22 protein-coding genes and 2 pseudogenes are annotated in these 23,987 nt (G+C 56.8%); all 24 read left to right on the top strand.

Annotation, left to right across the window (positions count from 1 at the left end; translation table 11 throughout):
* Nucleotides 1-26 precede the first annotated feature (26 nt).
* Nucleotides 27-908, top strand: coding sequence for a glycine--tRNA ligase subunit alpha (glyQ, locus tag H1B31_RS10245; protein WP_185980243.1), 882 nt, complete (start codon nt 27-29; stop codon nt 906-908).
* Entirely contained in the window at nt 905-2,956 is a 2,052-nt protein-coding gene (glyS, locus tag H1B31_RS10240; RefSeq protein ID WP_185980242.1) for a glycine--tRNA ligase subunit beta, read from the top strand. Before glyQ ends, glyS begins: the two co-directional genes overlap by 4 nt.
* A 184-nt stretch (nt 2,957-3,140) precedes the next feature.
* Nucleotides 3,141-3,815: an energy transducer TonB gene (locus H1B31_RS10235; RefSeq protein ID WP_226372103.1), complete on the top strand. Its 675-nt coding sequence runs from the start codon at nt 3,141-3,143 to the stop codon at nt 3,813-3,815.
* Nucleotides 3,816-3,862: 47 nt separating this feature from the next.
* Nucleotides 3,863-6,070 carry a TonB-dependent receptor gene (locus H1B31_RS10230; RefSeq protein ID WP_185980240.1) on the top strand — a complete coding sequence of 736 codons (2,208 nt, stop codon included), beginning with the start codon at nt 3,863-3,865 and terminating at the stop codon, nt 6,068-6,070.
* Between the two features lie 66 nt (nt 6,071-6,136).
* Nucleotides 6,137-7,165: a FecCD family ABC transporter permease gene (locus H1B31_RS10225; protein WP_185980239.1), complete on the top strand. Its 1,029-nt coding sequence runs from the start codon at nt 6,137-6,139 to the stop codon at nt 7,163-7,165.
* Nucleotides 7,162-8,166, top strand: coding sequence for a FecCD family ABC transporter permease (locus H1B31_RS10220; RefSeq protein ID WP_185980238.1), 1,005 nt, complete (start codon nt 7,162-7,164; stop codon nt 8,164-8,166). Before H1B31_RS10225 ends, H1B31_RS10220 begins: the two co-directional genes overlap by 4 nt.
* A 20-nt stretch (nt 8,167-8,186) precedes the next feature.
* Entirely contained in the window at nt 8,187-8,987 is an 801-nt protein-coding gene (locus tag H1B31_RS10215; RefSeq protein WP_185980237.1) for an ABC transporter ATP-binding protein, read from the top strand.
* Nucleotides 8,984-10,096: an ABC transporter substrate-binding protein gene (locus tag H1B31_RS10210; protein WP_185980236.1), complete on the top strand. Its 1,113-nt coding sequence runs from the start codon at nt 8,984-8,986 to the stop codon at nt 10,094-10,096. The genes H1B31_RS10215 and H1B31_RS10210 overlap by 4 nt, the downstream gene beginning before the upstream one ends.
* Nucleotides 10,097-10,183: 87 nt before the next feature.
* Nucleotides 10,184-10,297, top strand: a pseudogene (locus H1B31_RS11580) (secretion protein HlyD); the annotation flags it as partial.
* Nucleotides 10,298-10,391: 94 nt separating this feature from the next.
* Nucleotides 10,392-11,063: a Tat pathway signal sequence domain protein gene (locus H1B31_RS10205; RefSeq protein WP_185980235.1), complete on the top strand. Its 672-nt coding sequence runs from the start codon at nt 10,392-10,394 to the stop codon at nt 11,061-11,063.
* 124 nt (nt 11,064-11,187) lie between these two features.
* Nucleotides 11,188-11,799 carry a phosphoribosylanthranilate isomerase gene (locus H1B31_RS10200; RefSeq protein ID WP_185980234.1) on the top strand — a complete coding sequence of 204 codons (612 nt, stop codon included), beginning with the start codon at nt 11,188-11,190 and terminating at the stop codon, nt 11,797-11,799.
* Between the two features lie 67 nt (nt 11,800-11,866).
* Nucleotides 11,867-12,652 (top strand): indole-3-glycerol phosphate synthase TrpC, encoded by a 786-nt coding sequence (gene trpC / locus H1B31_RS10195; RefSeq protein ID WP_185980233.1) that lies wholly within the window; start codon nt 11,867-11,869, stop codon nt 12,650-12,652.
* Nucleotides 12,653-12,655: 3 nt separating this feature from the next.
* Nucleotides 12,656-13,843, top strand: coding sequence for a tryptophan synthase subunit beta (trpB, locus tag H1B31_RS10190; RefSeq protein WP_185980232.1), 1,188 nt, complete (start codon nt 12,656-12,658; stop codon nt 13,841-13,843).
* Nucleotides 13,840-14,625: a tryptophan synthase subunit alpha gene (gene trpA / locus H1B31_RS10185; RefSeq protein ID WP_185980231.1), complete on the top strand. Its 786-nt coding sequence runs from the start codon at nt 13,840-13,842 to the stop codon at nt 14,623-14,625. Before trpB ends, trpA begins: the two co-directional genes overlap by 4 nt.
* A gap of 66 nt (nt 14,626-14,691) precedes the next feature.
* Complete coding sequence (locus H1B31_RS10180) at nt 14,692-15,375, top strand: fructose-6-phosphate aldolase (RefSeq protein WP_185980230.1); 684 nt, start codon at nt 14,692-14,694, stop codon at nt 15,373-15,375.
* 178 nt (nt 15,376-15,553) lie between these two features.
* The gene (locus H1B31_RS10175) at nt 15,554-17,536 is read left to right on the top strand and encodes an Eco57I restriction-modification methylase domain-containing protein (protein WP_185980229.1); all 1,983 of its coding nucleotides are present in this window, start codon (nt 15,554-15,556) and stop codon (nt 17,534-17,536) included.
* Nucleotides 17,536-20,835, top strand: coding sequence for a DEAD/DEAH box helicase family protein (locus H1B31_RS10170; protein WP_185980228.1), 3,300 nt, complete (start codon nt 17,536-17,538; stop codon nt 20,833-20,835). Before H1B31_RS10175 ends, H1B31_RS10170 begins: the two co-directional genes overlap by 1 nt.
* 471 nt (nt 20,836-21,306) lie before the next feature.
* Nucleotides 21,307-21,600: a 30S ribosomal protein S6 gene (rpsF, locus tag H1B31_RS10165; RefSeq protein ID WP_009441717.1), complete on the top strand. Its 294-nt coding sequence runs from the start codon at nt 21,307-21,309 to the stop codon at nt 21,598-21,600.
* 35 nt (nt 21,601-21,635) lie between these two features.
* Nucleotides 21,636-22,082 (top strand): single-stranded DNA-binding protein, encoded by a 447-nt coding sequence (locus H1B31_RS10160; protein WP_185980227.1) that lies wholly within the window; start codon nt 21,636-21,638, stop codon nt 22,080-22,082.
* Between the two features lie 44 nt (nt 22,083-22,126).
* On the top strand, nt 22,127-22,360 hold the full coding sequence (gene rpsR, locus H1B31_RS10155; protein ID WP_006306231.1) for a 30S ribosomal protein S18: 234 nt from the start codon (nt 22,127-22,129) through the stop codon (nt 22,358-22,360).
* A gap of 197 nt (nt 22,361-22,557) precedes the next feature.
* Nucleotides 22,558-22,770, top strand: a pseudogene (gene tnpA, locus H1B31_RS10150) (IS200/IS605 family transposase); the annotation flags it as partial.
* Between the two features lie 189 nt (nt 22,771-22,959).
* The gene (locus H1B31_RS11505) at nt 22,960-23,178 is read left to right on the top strand and encodes a hypothetical protein (protein WP_226372102.1); all 219 of its coding nucleotides are present in this window, start codon (nt 22,960-22,962) and stop codon (nt 23,176-23,178) included.
* 149 nt (nt 23,179-23,327) lie between these two features.
* Complete coding sequence (locus H1B31_RS10140; RefSeq protein WP_226372101.1) at nt 23,328-23,552, top strand: universal stress protein; 225 nt, start codon at nt 23,328-23,330, stop codon at nt 23,550-23,552.
* Between the two features lie 94 nt (nt 23,553-23,646).
* Nucleotides 23,647-23,967, top strand: a complete 321-nt coding sequence (locus tag H1B31_RS10135; RefSeq protein WP_185980226.1) for a hypothetical protein — start codon at nt 23,647-23,649, stop codon at nt 23,965-23,967.
* Nucleotides 23,968-23,987: the final 20 nt, after the last annotated feature.

Raw genomic sequence — 23,987 nt, 5'->3', positions numbered from 1 at the left:
GGTTTTTTATTGGAGGAGTTGTTTGCATGAAATTCCAGGAGGTCATCCTCGCATTGCAGGAGTTCTGGTCGGGGCAGGGCTGCATCCTCGCACAGCCTTACGACGTGGAGAAGGGCGCGGGTACGATGAGCCCGTGGACGTTCCTGCGCGTCCTCGGTCCCGAGCCGTGGAACGTCGCCTATGTGGAGCCGTCGCGCAGACCTGCAGACGGTCGCTATGGCGACAATCCGAACCGTCTCTATCAGCACCATCAGTTTCAGGTCATCATGAAGCCCTCGCCGGACAACATTCAGGAGCTCTATCTTGAGAGCCTTGCGCGCCTCGGCATCCGCGCGGAGGAGCACGATATCCGCTTCGTCGAGGACAACTGGGAGTCGCCGACGCTCGGTGCGTGGGGACTCGGCTGGGAGGTTTGGCTCGACGGCATGGAGATCACGCAGTTCACGTACTTCCAGCAGGTCGGCAGTCACGACGTGAAGCCCGTCTCCGTTGAGATCACCTATGGTCTCGAGCGTCTTGCCATGTATATTCAGGGCGTGGAGAACGTCTATGACATCGCGTGGACGGACGATGTGACCTATGGCGATGTCTTCCATCAGAATGAGTTTGAGCAGTCCACCTATGCGTTTGACCTCTCGGATGAGGCGCTGCTCTTTGAACTCTTTGACAAATACGAGGCGGAGGCGGTGCGCGTCATCGGTGCGGGGCACGTGCATCCCGCGCACGACTATGTGCTGAAATGCTCGCATACGTTCAATCTGCTCGATGCGCGCGGAGCGATCAGCGTCTCGCAGCGGACGGCGTTCATCGGGCGCGTCCGCAAGCTCGCGCGCCTCTGTGCGGAGGCGTATCTCGCCCAGCGTGAGGCGCTCGGCTATCCGATGCTGAAGAAGGAGGGGACGGTATGAGTAAGGATCTGCTGCTCGAGATCGGGACGGAGGAAGTCCCGGCACATGTCATGCCCCATCTTCTCACCGATCTGAAACGGCTCGCGGGCGACCTTCTCGCAGAGCATCGTCTTGCCTATGAGAGCCTGCGGACGATCGGCACGCCACGTCGCAGCGCGCTCCTCGTGACGGGGCTTGCAGAGCGTCAGGAGGATGTCAGTACGGAGATGCGCGGCCCCTCGGTCGCCATTGCCTTTGATGCGGAGGGGAATCCGACGAAGGCGGGCGCGGGCTTTGCGCGCGGGCAGGGCATCGACCCTGCCGATCTCATTCAGCGCGACGGTTACGTCTATGCGTCCGTGCATGAAAAGGGCGCGGAGACGGCTGCACTTCTCACGGAGTTACTGCCGGAGCTGATTCGTGCGATTCCTCTGCCGAACAGTATGCGCTGGGGCGATCTGGACTTCCGCTTCATCCGTCCGATTCGCTGGATCGTCGCGCTCTACGGGACGGAGGTCGTGCCCTTTACACTCGCAAATGTGACGAGCGGGAACACGTCGCGCGGACATCGTACGCTTGCCCCTGCGGAGTTCGTGATCGCTTCGCCCGCCGACTATGAGGCGGCATGTGAGAAGGCGTACATCATCGTTGACCAAGAGCGTCGGCGTGCCATGATCACGGAGCAGATTGCGGAGACGGCAAAGGCGTGCGGTGGTACGGCAGAGATCACACCCGATCTCCTCGAGGAGGTACTCTACCTCGTCGAGTACCCGACAGCGCTCAGCGGCGCGTTCGAGGAGAAATACCTCGCACTGCCTGCAGAGACCGTCATCACGCCCATGCGTGACCATCAGCGCTATTTCCCTGTCAAGGCGGCGGACGGCAGCCTCCTGCCTGTATTTATCACGGTGCGGAATGGCGGCAGGGAGCATCTCGATGTGGTCGCGCATGGTAACGAGCGCGTCCTGCGGGCACGCCTTGCTGATGCACAGTTCTTCTTTGACGAGGATCGCAAGAAGCCGCTTGCAGAGCACCATGAGAAGCTCAAAACCGTGGTGTTCCAGCAGGGGCTCGGCTCGATGTACGAAAAGACGGAGCGTCTGATGGGACTGGTCACGGCGATTGTCGAGGATCTTGCACCGGATGATGCGGCATACGAGACGATGGCGGAAGACGCACGCCGTGCGGCAGAGCTGTCGAAGGCAGATCTCGTGACGGGCATGGTGACGGAGTTCACGGAGCTGCAGGGCATTATGGGGCGTGAGTACGCACTGCTTGACGGCGAGAAGCCGGAGGTTGCGCGTGCCATCGACGAGCAGTATATGCCGCGCTTTGCGGGCGACGAACTCCCGCAGTCGGCACTCGGCTTTGCGCTCAGTGTAGCCGACAAGATCGACAACATTGTCGGTACGTTCAGCCGCGGCAAGATTCCGACGGGCTCGCAGGATCCCTTTGCCCTGCGCCGTCAGGCGCTTGGGCTTGTGCTCATGCTCATTGAGCACGAGAGCAGCCTCTTGCTCTCCGATCTCGTCGATGAGGCATCTGATCTCTACGATCTCGATGCATCTCTGTGTCAGAAAATGCAGGTCTATGTCGCAGACTTTATCCGTCTCCGCCTCAAGAATGTGCTCACAGAGCGCGGCGTACGCTACGATGTGCAGGAGGCGGTGCTTGCAGACGTGGACTTTGTCGCGGACGTGCCCGTGCGCGCAGCCTATGTGGAGCGTCTGCTTGCATCGGACGGTGCGGACGCGCTCGTGCAGTCCTTTGTCCGCGTCGGCAATATCGCGCGCATGACAGAGACCGGGGGTGTCGATCCGGCACTCTTTGTAGCGCAGGAGGAGGGAGCACTTCACTCCGCATACGAGAATGCGGTCGCTGCGCGTGCCGAGGGCACTGACGCCTTTGCGGCGGAGCAGTCGCTTGCAAAGGCGATCGATGCGTTCTTCGATGCGGTCATGGTCATGGATAAGGACGAGCGCATCAAGACGAACCGTCTGAGCCTCCTCAAGGCGATTGACAACTACCTGCTTGAGACGGCAGACTACAGCAAAATCGTATTGAACTGACAATTATACGCTGAAACAAAAAGCAATGGTGGAGTTGCTGCACGATTTCAATTTTGAATCTCGTGCAGCAGCCCACCATTTTTCGTTTTGCCTCTAGTCAAAGCTCTTTCTTTATGGTATTATGTGCAAGTTATAAAATGATAGGGGTTATCATTTTTAGAGCATGTATTTGGGGGGTGAAAATTTGGATGTTACGGTGAAGGAAAAGTACCTGTCTTGGGGGGCGTCGTTCGGGATTCATTTCTGCATTCTCGCGGCGGCGGCAGCGATGGGACTTTTCTCTATCGCAACGGAGAGTGAGAAGCGACCAATCGACGTTGTGATCTACGATGCGTCTGCGCCGGAGAGTGCGCCGGCACCTGCGGCAGAGGCGGCGCCACCCATGCCGAGCATCGACGATATCCCGCTCGAGCCGCCGAAGAAAGAGCAGACAGAGCAGCAGGAGCAGCCGAAGGAGACCCCGAAGACGACAAATTCGAACACTGCACCGAGCACCTCCGAGGGAAAGAGTGAGAAACCGAGTGCTGCACCCTCGGAACGTACGGGCGGCGGTGAGAGCACAGGACGCGATGCCGCAGCGGCGCAGCGTCCGAGCGTCCCTCCGAAGCTCCTCTCGGGCTCTGCGCCCGCCTATCCGAAGGAGCTCGAGCGTAAGGGGATCACGGGGACGGTCGGGCTTGCCATCGTGGTTGGGGCAAACGGCGGCGTGCAGAGCGTCGATGTTACGAGCTCATCGGGGCACGCAGAGCTCGATCAGGCGGCGATTACGGCGGCGTACACCTACAGCTTTGAGCCGGCACGCAATATCTACGATGAGCCGGTCGCGTGCCGCGTAAACCGTTCGTTCTCATTCTCATAAGAGAACACAAAGAATTTATGGAAGTGAAACTACATGGAGGTTATTCAGTGAAGTACGAGTCGAAGAAGCTAAAGAGCAGCATTCGTGTCGCCCTTGCGGCGGCTGTCACAGCACTGCCGATGACGGCATTTGCGGCGGAGGATACGGCGATGGACTCCTATGATCTCGACACCGTCGAGATCGTAGGGCAGCGTCCCGTCTCGCAGCCGGTCGAGGAACCGGTAGAGAATCCCGCCGTCTATGCGGGTGGGCAGATTGCGCGCGAGAGCTCCCTTGGGGTGCTTGGCAAGCGCGACTTTATGGACGTGCCGTTCAACGTCACATCGTTCAGCAATCAGCTGATCGAGAATCAGCAGGCAAGCTCCGTGGTCGATGTCATTGTCAACGATCCGTCCGTGTCGAATCTGACACTCTCGTCCGTGTCGCAGGCATGGATGATCCGCGGCTTCAAGGCACAGCAGCAGGATACGCAGATCAACGGACTCTACGGCGTTGCACCGCGCTTCTACGGCGGCATCGAGTATGTGGATCACGTTGAGGTCCTAAAGGGACCGGGAGCACTCCTCGGGGGCATGGCACCGAACGGCTCGGTCGGCGGCACGATCAACTTTATTACGAAGCGCGCGGAGAAGGAGCCGAAGACGAGCGTCACCATGTCCTATGGAGCGAAGAGCCAGTTTACCCAGCACATCGATATTGGCCGCCGTTCGGATGACGGCAAGCTCGGCGTACGCGTCAACCTCTATAACAACAAGGGCGGCACGGCATATCAGCAGGAGCGTGTCAACACGCACGCCGGTTACATTGGTCTTGATTATACCACCGATCGCAGCCGCACGACGTTCGACGCCGGTATCATTAGCAATCGTGTGGACAATGCACAGTATCGTCTTCGGTTTACTGACGATGCAATCAAAAAGCTCACCAGTCCGCCGCACGTTGACATCAACTCAAAATTCGGTGCGCCCGGAACCTTCCGTCAGATTACGGAAAAGTTCGGTGTGCTGCGCAGTGAATACGATCTTGATAAGAATCTGATGGTTTACGGTGCACTCGGTATGCGTATTACGCATCAGGACACCCTGAATAACTTCTTTGAAATGCAGAAGCCGGATGGAACATCGAAAGTCACCTATCGTTACAACAACCAGATCAACAAGGCGTATTCAGGCGAGATCGGTTTCAAGGGCAAGGTCGATACAAAGGGCGTCGACCACGAGCTGAATGTCTCGGCGAACTATATGCACTACAAGCGCTATATGAACCAGAATCAGTTCCCGAAGAAGATTGCCGGTAAGACTGTCAATGGGAAACCGTATACAACCTCCATATATACTCCCGAGTGGAAGGATGTCAGTTCATATCTGGGACCGCTCGTCAAGCGAACCCCGCTGAACGATACGAAGACACTGCGCAGTATTGCGGTCTCTGATATCATGACGACAAACGACGGACGCTGGACGTTTGTGCTCGGTGGACGCTATCAGCAGATTGTCGTGAACGACATCAAAAAGAACACGACGTATGAGAAGGCGAAGTTCTCGCCCGCCTATGCGCTCATTCACAAGATGAACGACAAGGTCTCCCTCTATGCAAACTATATTCAGGGCTTGAATCAGGGGGACGAGGTTACGGATGATCAGGCTGCCAATTATGGTGAGCAGTTCCCTCCCTATGTCGCAAAGCAGTATGAGTTCGGCGCGAAGTTCGATCTCGGCAAGGTTGCAACGACGATCAGCGCGTTCAGCATTACAAACCCAGGAAAAATACAGGATACAAGGAATCATATATACTCGCCGGGCGGAGAGGTGCGCAACCGCGGTCTTGAGTGGAACTTCTTCGGCGAGCCGAAGAAGGGAACGCGCCTCACGGGCGGTATGATGTGGATGGATGCACGTCATGAGAAGACACTGAACGGACGGTATGACGGCAATCGTAAGGAAGGCATTCCGAACTTTGCCGCTGTCCTCGGCGTGGAGCAGGATATCCACGGAGTCGATGGACTGACGCTGACCGCACGCATGACCTACAACTCCTCGGCATTCGTCAACCAGGAGAATACGATCCGCGTATCGCCGTGGACACGTTGGGATCTCGGCGCACGCTACCGTTTCAACGTCAGCGATACGCCTGTGACCGTTCGTGCGGATGTGTATAACCTCTTCAATCGGAACTACTGGCGTGCACTCGATGAGAATGCGGCGTTCCTCGAAGCAGGGCGCACGTTCATGCTCTCCGTAACCGCAGACTTCTAAAATTTTTCGTGTTATCGAACGGCTCGCGCTTTGGCGGCGTGAGCCGTTTTTTCGTAAGGGGGTACTATGGAAGGAAATACTGCTGCTGCGGCGGAGCCGCGCTCTGTCCTGCCGCAGGCAGCACTCTCTCTTGTCCTCTGCATCACGCTCGCGGGGGCGTGTCTGCTCTCCCTCTGGGTCGGAGCGCAGGACATCAGCATCGCGACGATCATGCAGTCGTTCACGTCCTACAATGCTGCGAACGTGCAGGAGATGATTGTGCAGACACTGCGCTTTCCGCGCCTCCTCGCTGCGCTCACCTGCGGAGCGAGCTTTGCCGTTGCGGGGGCGATCATGCAGGGGGTGACGAACAACCCGATGGCAAGCCCTTCGATTCTGGGCATCAACGCCGGAGCGGGGTTCGGGCTTGCCGTTGCAATGATTTTGTTCCCGCAGGGCAGTCTCGGACTGTCGCTTGTCTTTTCATTCGCAGGTGCGGCGATTGCGACGCTTGCCATCTTTTTGCTCGCGCAGACGAAGGGTGCGGGACGCGGCGCGGTGTTCCTCGCGCTCGCGGGTACGGCGATCGGAGCGGTGTTCGGCGCTGTGACACAGGCGATGACGGTCTACTTCGAGGTGGCGCAGGATATGTCCTACTGGACGGCGGGCGGCATCAGCGGCGTACGCATGGAGCAGGCTCTCTTTATCCTGCCGTGGACGATTCTGGGGCTTCTCATGGCGATGGGGATTGCACGCTCTGTGACGCTGCTCGCGTTCGGCGAGGAGGTCGCCATTGGGCTCGGGAGCAAGATTCAGCGTATCCGCGTTCTCGCGGGGATCACGGTGCTGATCCTCGGCGGCTCGGCGGTTGCAGTCGCGGGTCCTGTCGGCTTTGTCGGTCTTGTGACACCGCACATCGCACGCAGGATCGTCGGCATCGACTACCGCAAGGTCATCCCGCTCTCGGCGATTCTCGGAGCACTTCTCGTGGTCGTTGCGGACATCGTCTCGCGCACGATTCATCCGCCGTATGAAACACCGCTTGGCGCGGTGACGGCGCTCGTCGGTGTGCCGTTCTTCCTCTGGCTGATCCGCCGAAAGAGAGGTGTGCGATGAATGTTCTGCAAAAGCGTTTCTACCTATACAGCGCGGTATTTATCGTGTTGATTGCCGTCATGTTCGTCCTGCATCTCGGGACGGGCTTTGCAGATCTTTCCTATGTGGATCTTGCGCGTATCCTGCTCGGCGGTGGAACGGCAGAGGAAAATATGACCGTGTTTGACTTCCGCATGGTGCGCTCCGTGCTTGCCCTGCTCATCGGCGCGGGACTGGCGCTTGCGGGTCTTATCTTTCAAACGATCTCACGCAATGAGCTCGCGAGTCCCGGCCTTCTCGGCGTGAATGCGGGGGCGGGCTTTGGCGTTCTGCTGCTCATCTACTTCTCGGATACGGCGAGCTCGTCGCTCTGGCTGCAGCCGCTCGTCGCGACGAGCGGGGCGGCTCTGGCGGCGGTCTTCATCTACCGCATGAGCTACGAGAAGGGGAAGAACCTCTCGACCTATACGCTTGTCCTGATGGGCATCTCGCTCACTGCGGGCATCCATGCGATCGAGATGATGCTGATCGTGCGGCTCAGTCAAGAGAAGTTCAGTCAGGTCAATACGTGGATTATCGGCAGCATCTTTGGCGGAACGTGGGAGCACGTCGCTCTGCTGCTTCCGATCATTCTCCTCCTCGCCGCGTTCTTCTATCTGCGGCAGACGGATCTGGACGTGCTCGCGCTCTCGGATGAGACGGCAATCGGGCTCGGCGTGCCGCTGAACCGCGCACGCTTCCTCTATCTGATGGCGGCGGTCGCACTTGCGGCCTCCTGTGTTGCTATTGGCGGGAGCATCGGATTCGTGGGGCTGCTCTGTCCGCACATCGCACGGCGGCTCGTCGGTGTGCAGCACGCACGCAGCATCCCTCTGACTGTGCTCATTGGGGCGCTGCTCGTTGTGTCGGCGGACTGGGTGGGGCGCGTTATCATCGCACCCGATGAGATGCTGCTCGGCATCGTCATCGCGCTCATCGGCGCACCGTATTTCCTGTTTGTTCTCGCGCGTGCAAAGGCGTGATCCTCGGAGGTGAAATAGCAATGAAATTAACGATAGAACATCTGAAGGCAGGCTACGATAGTGTCGTCATCATCGACGACCTGAGCCTTGCGATCCCCGAGGGGAAGATCACGGCCCTCATCGGTGCGAACGGCTGCGGCAAGTCCACCCTGCTCAAGACCATATGTCGCATCCAGCCGCGCCTCGGCGGGCGCGTGCTCCTCGATGGCGCGGATGTGCACGAGGCAGACCCGCGCGCGCTTGCGAAGTCGATTGCCATTCTGCCGCAGAACCCGACGGCACCCGAGGGGCTGACCGTGCGCGAACTCGTATCGTACGGACGCGCACCATACAAGACCTCGTTTTTCTCGCGCACGACGGCGAAGGATCGCGAGATGATCGACTGGGCACTCACGGAGACGAACATGATGGAGTTTCAGCACCGTCCGATCGGTGCGATGTCGGGCGGACAGCGTCAGCGTGCGTGGATTGCGATGGCGATTGCGCAGGATACCGAAATCCTCTTTCTCGATGAGCCCACGAGCTTTCTCGATGTGGCACATCAAATGGAGGTGCTGCGTCTCGTACAGCATCTCAACGAGGCGTACGGCAAGACGATCGTCATGGTGCTCCACGAGCTGAATCAGGCAGCGCGCTTCGCGCACTGTCTTGTAGGAATGTGCCGCGGACAGCTGCTCTACTGCGGCACACCCGAGGAGGTCTTTCACAAGGAGATGCTGCACCGTGTGTTCCACATTGATGCGGAGCTGATGAGCGATCCGCGTACAGGGAAACCCATGTGTATTCCGTACTGTGTGAACGAATTGGAGCATTCGGCATGAGGGGCGGGAAGGGGATCGTCGTCCTGCTTGCCCTGTCTGTGCTTGTCGGTGCTGTCGGCTGCGGACAACAGGCGGACATTCGTGCGCCGAAATCCGAAAAAGCACAGGAGGCAGTGGCAAAGGCGCGGCGATTCGACCCTGCCGTATTGCGTGCCGATACGCCTGAGGCAATCGATGCGGAGTTTGCCGCGCGTCTTGCGGACAAGCGCAAGGCGGCGGAGAAGCTCTATCGCGAGGAAGATGGAAAGCGCATTCTGAAGCATAAGTTCGGCGAGACGGAACTGCCCGATGCGCCCGTGCGTATTGTCTGTATTCGCATGGAGGATCCCATGCTCGCACTCGATGCACCGATGGTTGCAGCGTACGATTTTCCGCAGTACTACCTGCATGACCGGCTTGCGGCACGCGGTATCATGCGCATCAGCATCAACGACGAGAACAAGACGATCAACCTGGAGCAGGTGCAGGGGGCAAAGCCCGACCTCATCGTCATGCGCGACAGCTTCGGCAAGGGCGTCTATCAGGATCTCGCGAAGATCGCACCCGTCGCTGCCTTTGACCTCCGCGACTACGAGCGGTCGCTCCTCGCGCTCTCGATGGTCTTGCAGCGCCCTGCCGATGGTGAGGTGCGTCTCTTGCAGTTCTATGATCGGGCAAAGCGTGACCGCATGCGGATCAAGGGGGCGATCGGGGATTCAACCGTCGCACTTCTGCGCATCATGAATAAGGAGGTGCGCCTCTATCCCTACGCGACGAACGACATCAACCGCTTCATGTACGAGCTGCTCAACCTGCGCCCGCCGCAGATGGTGGTGGACATCGACGGAAACGATGCGAACAACGCGATCTCGCTCGAACTGCTGCCCGAACTCGGCACGGACTATCTGCTCATCAATGCGGGGTTTGGGCCGAGCAGCCGGCAGAACAGTGCCGTCGCACGCAAGCGGTTCGAGGCGATGCAGCGCGATCCGCTCTGGCAGAGTGTGCCGGCGGTGCGCACGGGTCGTATGGATGTGGTGAATGCGATGATCTGGAACGCACACGGCATTATCTCGAAGGAGATGGCGATGGATGCGCTTGCCGACTGGATGGAGGAGCATGGGCAATGATGCAGGGGTGTAAATAGGTTTGAATTAAAGGAATCGCTGATAAAATGAAGTCCGTCAGATTAGCGTAGATTTTTTCGTCCGAACTAGGAGGCAAACCGGACGCATAGCAGAGGCTATGTGGAGGATTTGCCGACGAAGTACGGGCAAAAAAGATGTGCTAAGATGGCGGTGCTGAATTTATCAGTGCTTCCTAAACTTTAATTGCCTGCTAAAAGCTGCTTAACACGCCTTTTCTATACTCTTCCTGTGCAAAAGATCATGAATAGAAGATTCTAAAGGAAAGGTGTTGTTTCGTATGAAGAGATCGACAAGAAGAAATGTTGTTGGTATCACACTGGGTGTCCTCATTGTCAGCGGGAGCATCGGTTCGCTCGCTCATGCACACGAGCCTGCGGGTCATACTGCGGCTCCGCCGCCTGCGCACGGTCAGATGGACAGCGCACATGCGAACGTCCAGATGAGTTCCGAGGATATTGCCAAGCATTTGTCGGAGATGTTCAAGGTGTCCGAGTTTGAGGTGAAACAGGCTGTTGATGCCAAGAAGGATCTCTTTGACATTGGTCAGGCGGCGATGTTCGCCAAGATTTCCGGCAAATCGTTCAATGACGTTATGGCGATGAGGGACAGCGGACAGACGTGGGAGCAGATCGGCGATGCCCTCAATATTATGGAGGACGATGTCCAGAGAGAGCTGGACGAGATCGAGATCATGCACATCACAATGCGCGGCGATGTCGATGAGAAGACGGCGCGTGCGCTCTATGATGAGGGCTATGCGCCGCGCGACATTGATGCCGCGGGCATCATCGCCAAGGCTTCGGGCAAGGATGTACGAGATGTACTGGAGCGCAAGACGATGAAGAACAGCTGGAAGGATGTGGCAAAGGCGTACGGTGTTGATCCTGCGCTTGTAAAGCCGAAACATCCGGACGGTCCGCCTGCCCCTCAGCCGCCGGCGAAGGAATAACGGTATCTGAGAAATCACTAAACTTCAGCAAGGCATTGCATTCTGCAGATGGATGCAGTGCCTTTTTATTTGACAAAATTATTTTGTTCCTTTAATATAATGAAGCGTGAATGGGGGCGATGATATGCGCGTAAAGATATGCGGGATGAAGACACTTGCGGCGGCGCGTGCGGCAGAGGAGGCGGGCGCGGACTACGTCGGCTTTATCTTTGCTAAGGGGAGCAAACGCTATATTGTACCCGCAGCGGCGCGCGAGATTGCGCGGGAACTCCGCCATGTGAAAAAGGTCGGCGTATTTGTCGATGCGCCGATGGATGCGGTGAACGATATCGCTGCGCTTGTTGGGCTCGACTATGTGCAGCTGCATGGGCACGAGACGGCGGATATGGCACTGCGTGCGGCACGTCCCGTCATTAAGGCGTATCGGTACGGAGATGATTTTGATGCGGTGGCGGCGAATGCCTATCCCGCCGAAATCATCCTCGTGGACAGCTATGTCGCGGGTGCGGCGGGCGGCACGGGCACGGCGTTCGGCTGGCAGGAGGCGGCGCGGGAGATTGCACGCGTCACGAAACCCGTGCTTATCGCAGGCGGCATCACGACAGAGAACGTCGGGGAGGCGGCAGAGGTCTTTCATCCCTTCGGCGTCGATGTGTCGGGCGGACTCGAGGAGGATGGAGAGAAGTCCGAGGCGAAAATCCGCGCCTTTATGGCGGCGGTGCGTGCGTGTGATTGACAAAATCGCCGTCCTCCACTAGAATGGGGGAATACGTCGAATCCTAACAGTCCGAAGGAGGTGCAGCGTGCGCGATATATTAGCCGAAATTGTTGAAAAGAAGCGCACAATCGTGGCGGAGGCAAAGAAGGCCGTGCCGCTCGATGAGCTGAAAGCGAATCTCCCATGTGGTACGTTCCGCATGGCGGAGCACTTCCGATGGCGAGGCTGGGGACTGATCGCCGAGTGCAAATTGCAGTCGCCCGCAAAGGGGCGGCTGACGACAAGCCACAGCGTCACAGAGCTTGCCGACATCTATGCAGCGGCGGGGGCAGCGGTGCTGTCCGTGCACACCGACCCGCATTTCCTCGGAAGTAACGAGGACTTTGCAGCTGTGCGTGCACGTGTGGACACGCCACTTCTGCGCAAGGACTTCATCATCGACCCCTATCAGGTATACGAGGCGCGCGCCCTCGGCGCGGATGCCGTGCTGCTGATCGTGCGGATTCTGACGCCCGAGCAGCTGAAGGAACTCCTCTATCTCACGTGGAGCCTCGGCATGGACGCGCTCGTGGAGGTGCACGACCGCGCCGATCTCGAGATCGCGCAGGAGATGCCGGCAGAGTTCATCGGCATCAACAACCGCAACCTTGTGACCTTTGAGACGAGTGTTCAGACGACGCTCGACCTTCTGCCGTATGCGGACGTGAACCGCACGCTCATCAGTGAGAGCGGCATTTTCACGCGGGAGGATGCCGTACGCGTTCATGATGCGGGCTGCAAGGGCGTGCTCGTGGGCGAGGGATTGGTGAAGTCCGCCGATGTCGGTGCATTTGCGAAGGAACTATCCGAAGTTGGAATAAAGGAGCAATGATATATGAGCAAGAAGGGACGATTCGGCGACTACGGCGGGCAGTATGTGCCCGAGATCGCGATGCCCGCGCTGAATGAGCTGGAAGAGGCATATCTGAAGTACCGCGAGGATGAGGATTTCCTCACGGAGTTTCGCGGCTATCTCCGTGATTACGCAGGGCGTCCGACGAATCTCTACTTTGCCGAGCGGCTGACGCAGCACTACGGCAAGGCGAATATCTATCTCAAGCGTGAAGACCTCCTGCATACGGGTGCGCACAAGATCAACAACGCGCTCGGGCAGGCGCTCCTCGCCAAGCGCATGGGCAAGAAGCGCATCGTCGCGGAGACGGGCGCGGGGCAGCACGGTGTTGCCACGGCGACGGTGGCGGCGCTCTTCGGCATGGAATGTCATATCTTCATGGGGGCGGTCGATGTCGAGCGTCAGCGGCTCAACGTATTCCGCATGCGACTCCTCGGGGCGACGGTTATTCCCGTTTCGAGCGGCACGGGCACGCTCAAGGACGCAACGAGCGAGGCGATTCGCTACTGGGCGACGAATATCACGGACACTTACTATGTCATTGGCTCGGCGGTCGGCCCGCATCCCTATCCGGAGATGGTGCGCGACTTCCAGAAGATCATCGGTGAGGAGATCCGCGCACAGGCAAAGGAGCGATTTGATGCCAAGCCGAATTATCTCGTTGCGTGCATCGGCGGCGGCAGCAATGCCATCGGAACGTTCTACGATTTCCGAAACGACTCGGATGTGAAGAAGTTCTGCGTCGAGGGCGGCGGACGCGGCGATGCGGACGGCGACAACGCAAAGACCCTCAGTGGCGCGGGCACACCAGGCATCCTGCACGGCGCATACAGCTACCTCCTGCAGGATGAGGACGGACAGGTCGTCGAGGCATACAGTATCTCGGCGGGGCTTGACTATCCCGGGGTCGGACCCGAGCATTCCTTCTTCAAGGACGAGGGCATCGTCACCTATGTCTCTGTAACGGACAAGGAAGCGCTTGCCGCATTTCAGCGTCTCTCGCGCATCGAGGGAATCATCCCCGCGCTTGAGAGCTCGCACGCACTCGCGTATCTGGAGAAACTCATGCCCGAGACGAAGGCGGGCGAGAACGTCGTCGTCTGCCTCTCGGGGCGCGGCGATAAGGATGTGCAAATGGTCGCAAAGGAACTGGGGGAGGAGATCGCATGAGCATGCGTCTGGATGAAAAACTTGCGAAGCTCCGCGCCGAGGGACGCACGGGGCTCTATATCTACGTCACGGCGGGCTGCCCAAGTGCAGAGGTGACCGTGGACATCGTGCGCCGCGCCGAGGAGGCGGGTGCGGATGTGATCGAGCTTGGGCTGCCGTTCTCTGATCCGATGGCGGATGGTCCTGTTATTCAGGAGGCGAGCGTCATTGCCTTGAAGCAGGGCATGACAATGAAGAAGGCGCTCGAGATCGTCAAGGAAATCCGCAAGCATTCGGAGATTCCTCTGATCGGCATGGGCTACATCAATATGGTGCATCACTACGGCTTTGAGAAATTCGTCGAGGATTTCAAGGCGGCGGGGATGGACGGCGTAATCTTCCCCGACGTGCCGCACGAGGAGTCTGCCGATATGCGCCGCATCTGTGCCGCGCATGACTTCACGCTCACGGAGTTCATCACGCCCGGCACGACCGAGGAGCGCATGGCGGAGACGTGCAAGGACGCGACGGGCTTTATCTACTGCATCTCGAACTACGGCGTTACGGGCGTGAAGGAGATCGACTACTCCATCATCGGCGGTGTCTGTAAGGCGGCACGCCGCTATACGGACGTACCGCTCGCCATCGGTTTCGGCATCGGCACGCCCGAGGCGGCGGCGCGCGCGGGCAAGCAGGCGGACGGCGTCATCGTTGGCAGCGCCGTGGTCAAGCATATCATCGACGACGATATTGATGGCGGCATTCAGCTGATTGCCGATATGCGCAAGGCACTTGATGCGTAAATGAATGAAAGGCTCACCTGCAGCGCGGCGGGTGAGCTTTTGTGTTTATTTTGGAAGGGGCAGAACATGAAATACCTACTCGATACGGCAAATCTCGACGACATCCGTGAACTCTCCGAATATCTGCCCATTGCGGGCGTGACGAGCAACCCCACCATTGTGAAGAAGGAAGGTGCAGTTCCCTTCTTTGCACACATGCGTGAGATTCGCGCCATCATCGGTAATCTGCGCCCTCTGCATATTCAGGTGACGGCACGGGACTACGACGGCATGATGCGCGACGCGGAAGCCGTGTTCCGTCATGTGGATGAGAAGGTATTCATCAAAGTTCCCGTCGACTTCGCGGGCGTCAAGGTTATCAAGGCACTGAAACGACAGGGGGCGAATGTCACGGCGACAGCCGTTTACGGCATGGATCAGGCATTTATCGCACTTGAGGCGGGCGCGGACTGCATCGCGCCGTATTTTAACCGCATGGAAGCACTCGGACTTGACGCAGCGAATGTCATCGGCAATATCGCCGGCATCATCAGCCACTACGGCTATGAGACGGAAATCCTCGCGGCGAGCTTCAAGCAGCCCGCCCAGATTGACCGCGCTATCCTTGCGGGCGCGCACTCCGTCACCGTCGCTCCGAATGTCCTGCGCGAGGTCTTTGCGAAGAAGGTTGTAACGGATGCTGTTCAGGCATTTGCGGATGACTGGTCTAGTCTTTATGGCGGAAAGACGCTTGCGGCGTTGGATGGATGAGCTGGAATTGATATTACGTCCTATGGCATTTGGAAATGTGCATAGGACATTTTTGCTATATTGTTCGCAGAGAATCTACATGAAATGTTTTCTTTGGCAACTAATTCGCTCTAGCGATAGAAGTGGTTCGTGTGATAAAATAAAAAAGAAATGAAGAGATGATGAATGGAGGTGTGCCTTGCTCGTTGGGATACAGGATGAAATACTGCGGCTGAATGCGAAGGGCTTGCTTGCACCGCTGCTGGCAGATAAGACGACAAAGCGAAATATTCTCTGGGCGACCGATGCCTATCGTGCGCTCGGCTATTCCTACGAGCAGACGCAGGAAATCCGACCCGTGCTCATCACGGGAGAGCACTCGGATGTGATCAAGACGCGTGCACGCAAGGAGATGGAGCAGCAGTCGGAGCGGACGCGTCGTCATGCAGAGGTGTTTACGCCGCTATCCATCTGCCACAGGATGATTGCAGAAGCGGATGCGGTCTACTTCGGCGGGGATGATCCGTTTATGAAGGATGGTGTTCCTGCGGAGCGCGTCAGCTTTCCTCGGCGGCGGAAATGGCAGCACTATGTTGATGCGCGGCGGCTTGAGATCACCTGCGGTGAGGCACCCTATCTCGTGCACCGCTACGATGTCGCGACGATGGAGAGCGTCCCCCTCGCCGAGCGGCAGGGCATCCTTGACCGCAAGCTGCGCGTGGTGACGGAGAATGCTGTCGATGAAACGGCATGGATGAAGTGGGCTCTGCGTGCGTATCAGGCGACATACGGCTATGAATTCCAAGGGGATAACCTGCTGATTGCGCGTGTGAATCTCCTCATGACATTCGAGGAATATCTGCGTGCACGATGGCGGCGCAAACCGACGGAGCGCGAATACCGTGCGATTGTGCGGACGATCGTCTGGAATCTCTGGCAGATGGACGGGATTCGCGGGACGATTCCCTGTGTGTCGGCAGAACATGAGGCGATGGAGTTGCCACTCTTTGAGCTGCCCGAGGAGGTGGAGACATTCAGTCTCTTTCCTGCACACAGCGAGGAAGCACCGCCCGTCTGCATCTATGACTGGCGGCGGCAGAGCGGATTGGAGTATCGTAGAGTGAATACGGGGGGAAGAACAATGAAGTTTGATTTTGTGATTGGAAATCCGCCGTATAACGAGGACTTTAACAACTCGGGCGACAATGGTAAATATGCAAAGCCTGTTTACCATTTGTTCATCGACGAGGCGCGTAAAGTATCGGATAGGGTTTCTTTGATTCACCCTGCTCGTTTCCTGTTTAATGCAGGCAGTACGTCGAATGACTGGAATAAAAAGATGCTCAGAGATGAACATTTTAAGGTGCTCTTTTACGAAGCGAACAGTGCGAAGATATTCCCTAATACGGATATCAAAGGCGGGGTTGTTATTACATATTGCGATGCACGAAAAACATTTGAGCCGATTGGAACATTTACGCCGTTTCCCGAGTTAAATAGTATTCTCCATAAAGTTCGCTTGAGTGCAAATAAATTCTTAGCAAGTGTTATAACAGGATACGGCGCATATCAAATATCGGACTTGGCACTAAAAAAACACCCCGAAATCGAGGATATTCAATCCAAAGGACATAAAAAAGATTTGAAAGCGAATGTATTCAACAAGCTGAAAAACATCGTTTACTATGAGACAAAGCCTGACAGTGAAAAAGAATACGGACAATTTTTAGGCTTGGTGAAAGGAAAGAGGGTCTGGTATTGGGCACAACTGGATTATCACGACCTGCCGGATAGTTTTTATGCGTTCAAGGTGTTTGTACCCGCTGCAAACGGTTCTGGAGCGTTAGGTGAGGTGCTAAGTACGCCCCTCATAGGGGCTCCCCTCATAGGGGCTACTGAAACCTTCTTAAGCATTGGTGCATTTGCAACAGAAGGAGAAGCAGCGAATTGCCTGAAATATGTTAAGAGTAAATTTGCGCGTACCATGCTTGGCGTACTTAAAGTTACGCAGCATAACCCAAAATCAAAATGGATTTATGTTCCCCTTCAAGACTTCACATCCTCCTCGGATATTGACTGGTCGCAGTCCGTTGCGGAGATTGACCGACAACTCTATGCGAAGTACGGACTCTCGGCGGAGGAGATTGCCTTTATCGAGTCCCATGTAAAGGAGATGACGTGATGGCGGTGCAGATCAACTCGTTTGCGCGTATTGTCCCGATGATCTATGCCTACAACACACCTGGTGTCTCCTATCACGAGGGCTGGACGAAGGTCGGCTATACGGAGCGCCAGACGGTCGAGCAGCGCATCGCCCAGCAGACGCATACGGCGCATATTCACTGGGAACTCGCGTGGGCGGATAATGCAATGTATAAGGACAGCTCGGGCGAATACTTCACCGACCACGATTTTCATGCCTATCTGGAATCTTTGCAGGTGGCGCGTGAGCCGCATACGGAGTGGTTTCATGCGGACGGTATGACGCTGCTCGGACATTTTCACCGCTTTGCGAGCCGCAAAGCACCACAGGCGGGGGAGAAGCATACCTACGAACTGCGCTGCGAGCAGGAGGACGCCGTGCAGATGACGGCGGACTACTTCAAGAATGGCGGGACGGAGTTTCTCTGGAATGCGAAGCCCCGTTTTGGAAAGACGCTAACCTCGTACGATCTCATTCGCAGGATGGGCTTTACGAAGGTGCTGATCGTGACGAATCGCCCGAGCATTGCGAACTCGTGGGCGGAGGATTTTCACCGCTTCATCGCGTGGCGTGGTGAGCTCGCCTTTGTCTCGGATACGGAGGCTCTGCGCTCCCGTGCAGGAGTTCTCAGCCGCGAGGCATATACGTCGCTGCCGAATGTAGAGGAGATCGGCATGGTGGCGTTCGAGTCCCTGCAGGGGCTCAAGGGCTCGGTGTATTTCGGCGGGGAGTTTGACAAGCTGCGCTGGATGAGCGAGCTCTCCTTTGATCTCCTGATTGTGGACGAGGCGCAGGAGGGCGTGGATACGATGCGCACGGAGCGTGCGTTTCGTCAGATTCATCGTGCGCATACGCTCTATCTCTCCGGGACTCCGTTCAAGGCTCTTGCGAGTGCGCAGTTCGCAGCTGATCAGATCTACAACTGGTCGTATGCGGACGAGCAGGAGGCAAAGGCGCACTGGACGGGGGACGGGTACAATCCCTATGAGCCGCTGCCGCAGCTCTCGATGTTCACGTATCAGCTCTCGCCGATGATTGCAGATAATCTGCGGCAGGGGATGGAGCTCGATGATGAGAGCGTGGACTACGCCTTTGATCTGAACGAGTTCTTTGCCACAAATGAGGGCGGGCGATTCGTCCACGAGGCGGAGATTCGGAAGTTCCTTCATGCGCTCCGTACGAATGAAAAATATCCGTTCTCGACGGAGGAACTGCGGAGGGAGCTGCCGCATACGCTCTGGCTGCTGAACCGCGTTGCGAGTGCAAAGGCTCTGGCGCGGCTGCTGCGGGAAGATCCCGTGTTTCGGGACTATGAGGTCGTGCTCGCGGCGGGGGACGGTGCGCTCGATGATGTGCGTGCGAATGATGCGGCGTATGACCGTGTGCGCGAGACAATCCGTAAACACGCACGGACGATTACTCTGAGTGTGGGGCAGCTGACGGTGGGGGTGACGATCCCGGAGTGGTGCGGCGTGCTGATGCTGTGCAATCTGCAGAGTCCGTCCTCCTATATGCAGGCGGCATTTCGTGCGCAGAATCCGTGTACGCTGACGGTCAACGGACAACGTATGCGTAAGGAGCGGGCGTATGTCTTTGACTTCGACCCCGCACGAACGCTCATCATTTTTGACGAGTTCGCAAACAATCTCTCGCCAGAGACTGCCGACGGGCGTGGAACGGGGGAGGCGCGTGAGACGAATATCCGCCGTCTGCTGAACTTCTTCCCCGTGCTTGGCGAGGATGAGGCGGGGCGGATGGTGCAGCTGGATGCAGCACAGGTGCTGTCCATTCCGAGAAGGCTCAAGAGTATGGAGGTGGTACGGCGCGGTTTCCTGTCGAACTTCCTGTTTCAGAACATTGGAAATGTCTTTGGTGCGCCCGCGATTGTGCGTGAGATCATGGAGAAGCTGACACCGGCGCAGGAGGAGCCGCGCAAAAACAATGCGCCGCCGCTCGATGATCTCTCGTCCGTTGCGGTGGATGAGAACGGTGATGCGGCGATCTCCAATGAGATTGTGATCGGCAGGACGCAGGATATTTTTGGTGCGAAGCACTATGCTGAGATCGAGGAGCAAATCGCGCCGCACATCGACGGTATTGCTGTGAGCGACGGGGCTGCGGCGGTACAGGCGTCGATGGAGCAGCTGGCAGCGACGGTGAAGGAGAAGGTGCGCACGGAGATTGTCGCGCCTGTGGCGGATGCCTATGAGGTCAAGGCAGGTGTGCGGAAGCGTCTCCTGGAGCAGACGGAGCGTGAGATTGATCGGCGGCTTGAGGAGCTGCGCGGGGACTATGTGCAGGAGGAGAACATCGCACGGGCGGAGCTCATGCGTCAGCGTGCCGCTGCCGAGACGCAGGCGGAGGTGCAGGCGGCGGAGGAGAGTTTTGATGCACGCATTTCCGAGGCACTGGATGCGCTCAAGGCATCGGCGGCGGTCGTGGTCAAGGAGACGATCGAGAACAAGCCCGCCGAGCTCGTGGAGCGCATGGAGCGTGTGAAGGCAGAGGAGAAGAAGCGCACGGTGGAGGATGAGGTGCGTGCGCGGCTGCGCGGATTCTCGCGGACGATTCCGAGCTTTATCATGGCGTATGGCGATGAGAATATGACACTTGCGAATTTCGACGACTATACGGATGATGATGTGTTTGAGGAGGTCACGGGCATCAGCGAGGAAGATTTTCGCTTTCTGCGTGATGGCGGGACGTATCGCAATCCCGAGACGGGCATGGAGGAGCAGTTTGCAGGTCATATCTTCGATGAGGTGGTCTTTAACGACTCGATCGCCGAGTTCTGGCGGAAGAAAGAGGAGCTGGCGAACTACTTTGACGAGGGGCATACCGAGGATATCTTTGACTATATCCCGCCGCAGAAGACGAACCAGATCTTTACGCCGCGCCGCGTCGTGCGGCAGATGGTGGACGCGCTCGAACGGGAGAATCCCGGCTGCTACGACGATCCGACGCACACGTTTGCCGATCTCTATATGAAGTCGGGGCTTTACATCACGGAGATTGTGAAGCGGCTCTATCACTCGGACAAAATAAAAGCAGAATACCCGAACGACGCGGAGCGTATTCGGCATATTCTGCAGCATCAGGTCTATGGGATGGCACCGACGCGCATCATCTACCTCATCGCGACGAACTATATTCTGGGCTTTGATGAGAAGATGCGCTTGGAGACGAAGAATTTCGTTCAGGCAGATGCAGCACAGGCGGCAAAGGAGGGACGGCTGACGGAACTGGTGGAGGAGTGTTTCTCTATCTCCAATGATTAAGGAAGATATCATTCTGTGCAATAATGATTGTTGATTGGAGGAGAAGATGGGATTCTTGTTGGGGGCTTTATATGTATGCGGCACAATACTAATATGTTTTCTGGTTGCAGGTTTGATCTTTTGTTTCCTGTTTTGGATCATAAAAATCATTTTTGTGACTGTAAAGCGTATTTTCATGTTCTTTTGCAAGCAATACAATCAAAAAAGGAATCCTGAGCCCTCAGTGCATTGGTTTACACTTCCGGATGGCAGGAAACGATATCTTCCCTAAAGTATCTGGCATATCTGGGCAATCGTGAGTGTTTTTTCCGGAACTGTGAAATCGAACATCGAAAATCCTTGCGCGGAGTCCTTAAACGTGTTATACTAACCCCTGTCGCGTGAGCGTGTGCGTCTTTCGTGCGCGCTTGCATAAGAATAACTCTGCCGCCGACATGAGCGGCGGCCAAAGACCGAAGAGGAGGTGATTTCGTGAGATTGTACGAAGTCATATTTATTGTGAAGCCGATGGAGGAAGAAGCGACAAACGCCGTCATCGAGAAGTTCACGAAGCTCATTCAGGCAAACGGCGGTACGATTGAGAAAGAGGATCGTTGGGGCAAGAAGCGCCTTGCCTATGAGATCAAGGACAACAGTGAAGGATACTATGTTCTGCTGTACGTCAATGCAGAGCCCGCCTGCGTCGCCGAGTGCGACCGCGTGATGAAGATCACGGACGAGCTGCTCAAGCACATGATCGTCCGTGCGGACGGCGTCGAGGAGTAATCGATAACGGGCATCCATCCAGGAGAGACAAACCGATGAACAGAGTCATACTGATCGGTCGCCTTGCACGCGACCCGGAGATTCGCTACACACAGAGCGGCAAGGCATTTTGCCGCTTCACGATTGCGGTGGATCGTCGCTTTTCGCGAGCGGCTCAGCAGGAGGGACAGCAGACGGCGGACTTCATTCCCGTCACATGCTGGGAAAAACTGGCTGAGATCTGCGGAAACAATTTGACGAAGGGACGCCGCATCGGCGTGGAGGGGCGCATTCAGGTGCGCAGCTACGACGGCAGCGACGGACAGCGCAAGTACGCAACGGATGTTGTAGCGGATAATGTGGAGTTTCTCGATTCGAAGAATGCCGGAGGCTCTTCGGGCGGCTATGACGCACCGATGGATCGCAGCGCAGCACCCGCCGCAGGCGGTGCTGCACCGGATATGATGGGACCCGTGATTCCTGACGACGACATTCCATTCTGAGCGGCTGACGCTCAGTACATCCCGTGATGAGGAGGGACAACGAAATGATGAAACGAGATCGAGGCCGCAAGCCTCGTCGCAAGGTCTGCTCGTTCTGCGTGGACAAGGTAGATCATATCGACTACAAGGATGCCGCAAAGCTGCGTCGCTTCACGACGGAGCGCGGCAAGATTCTGCCGCGCCGCATTTCCGGCAACTGTGCAAAGCATCAGCGGCAGGTAACGCTCGCTATCAAGCGCGCACGTAATATTGCACTGCTTCCGTTTACGGCGGAATAAGCAATAAGGGATCACCGTGTGATTTCCTCAAGTGTCGTACCTTTCGAGGTGCGGCGCTTTTTTGTATAAAGAAAACCACGCGATAGTCGCGTGGTTGGAAAGAGCTTAAGCGGTAAACAGAAAATCCCCAGTGTGCTAAACTATGCGTAAGCCTGCCAGCTTAAAAATAGTGAAGACACTAGGGAGGAAACAGCATTATGTTGAAACAACAAAATGCCGATACGCATAGTTTAGCACACACAAAGTGGAATTGTAAGTATCACGTTGTGTTTGCACCGAAGTATCGGCGCAAAGTATTCTACGAAGGGAAACAGCTGGAAATCCGGGAGATCCTAAGAAAGTTGTGCGCGTGGAAGGGTGTAGAGATCATTGAAGGGGAGATCTGTCCGGATCATATCCACCTGCTGTTAAGGAAGCATTGATAAATTCAGCACCGCCATCTTAACGCATCTTTTTTGCCAGCACTTCGTCGGCAAATCCTCCACAGAGCACCACTCTGTGTCCGGTTTGCCTCCTAGTTCGGACGAAAAATTTGCGCCAATCTGACGGACTTCATTTTATCAGCGATTCCCTAGAGAAAGGAAAACAAAGGGGGATATATGGATCCGAAGAAAAAGGCAAAGCCCGTCGGGATTGCATTCATCGTGCTGTTCATCATCGTGGGGCTTGTGCTCATGTATATGGGCAATGACGCTGTTGTGCTCGCCGTGCGGCAAAAGGAAGGGATTCTCACGGCGGAGCAGGTGAAGATGTCGTTCGATGTCGTTCGACTCGGTGAGCGGGCGGCTTGTCCGCGAGGCGGTGCAGGAGGGCGATGAGGTGCGCGCGGGCGATGTCATCATGGAGCTGGACGCGACGGACAACGAGCTCGCGATGGCGCGCGTGAATGCGCAGATTGCCCAGATCGAGGCACAGATTGCGGGGGGCAGAACCTCGATGGGAATCTCTCTCGCCGAGGTTGGGACGAATGAGACGCAGACGTTCCGCCAGATTGACGTGCAGCGTGCGCGCGCATACGCGCGTGGAGGAGGGCGATCCCGCCGAGGTGACGGTCGCAGTCGCAGCAGAGGAGGAGAGTCACCTCATCGTCATGGGCTCGCGCGGCTTCGGCACACTCGAGCGCATCGCATTCGGCAGCGTGTCCACCCATGTCACGCGTCACGCGCATTGCCCTGTACTGCTGGCGAAGTAACTTTAACGCATTGTTTACCTCCTCTTAAATTCGCTCCAAAGAAAAAGCAGTAGGGTATCAGAGGCAGAGATAATATGAAAAAGGGGCGATCAGTATGAAGAAAAAGGCATATATCACGGGGGTTCTGGCTGCTGCGATTGGACTCGGCATCATGACAGCAGCACCGGCTGCAGAGGCCGCGCAGCTCGTTCAGCAGCTCTCCTATGAGAATGGGGCGTCGAATGAGTACAGCTTCCGCATGAAGGAAGAGGATCGTGTGCATGAGCAGAACGTGCGCAAGATTCGCTTCGAGTTCCGCCGCGACGGCGATCAGGCGAAGTATGACCGCGCGATGAAGGAGGAGCAGAAGCGTCACGATCAGGCGGTGAAGATCATCAAGCGGGACTACCAAAAGCGTACTCCGTGGCGTCATTAAAACGGGAAATAAATAGGAAA

This window comes from Selenomonas timonae, from assembly GCF_014250475.1.
In the GTDB taxonomy this organism is placed as follows: Bacteria; Bacillota; Negativicutes; order Selenomonadales; family Selenomonadaceae; genus Centipeda; species Centipeda timonae.
This window is presented reverse-complemented; position numbering and strand designations above follow the sequence as displayed.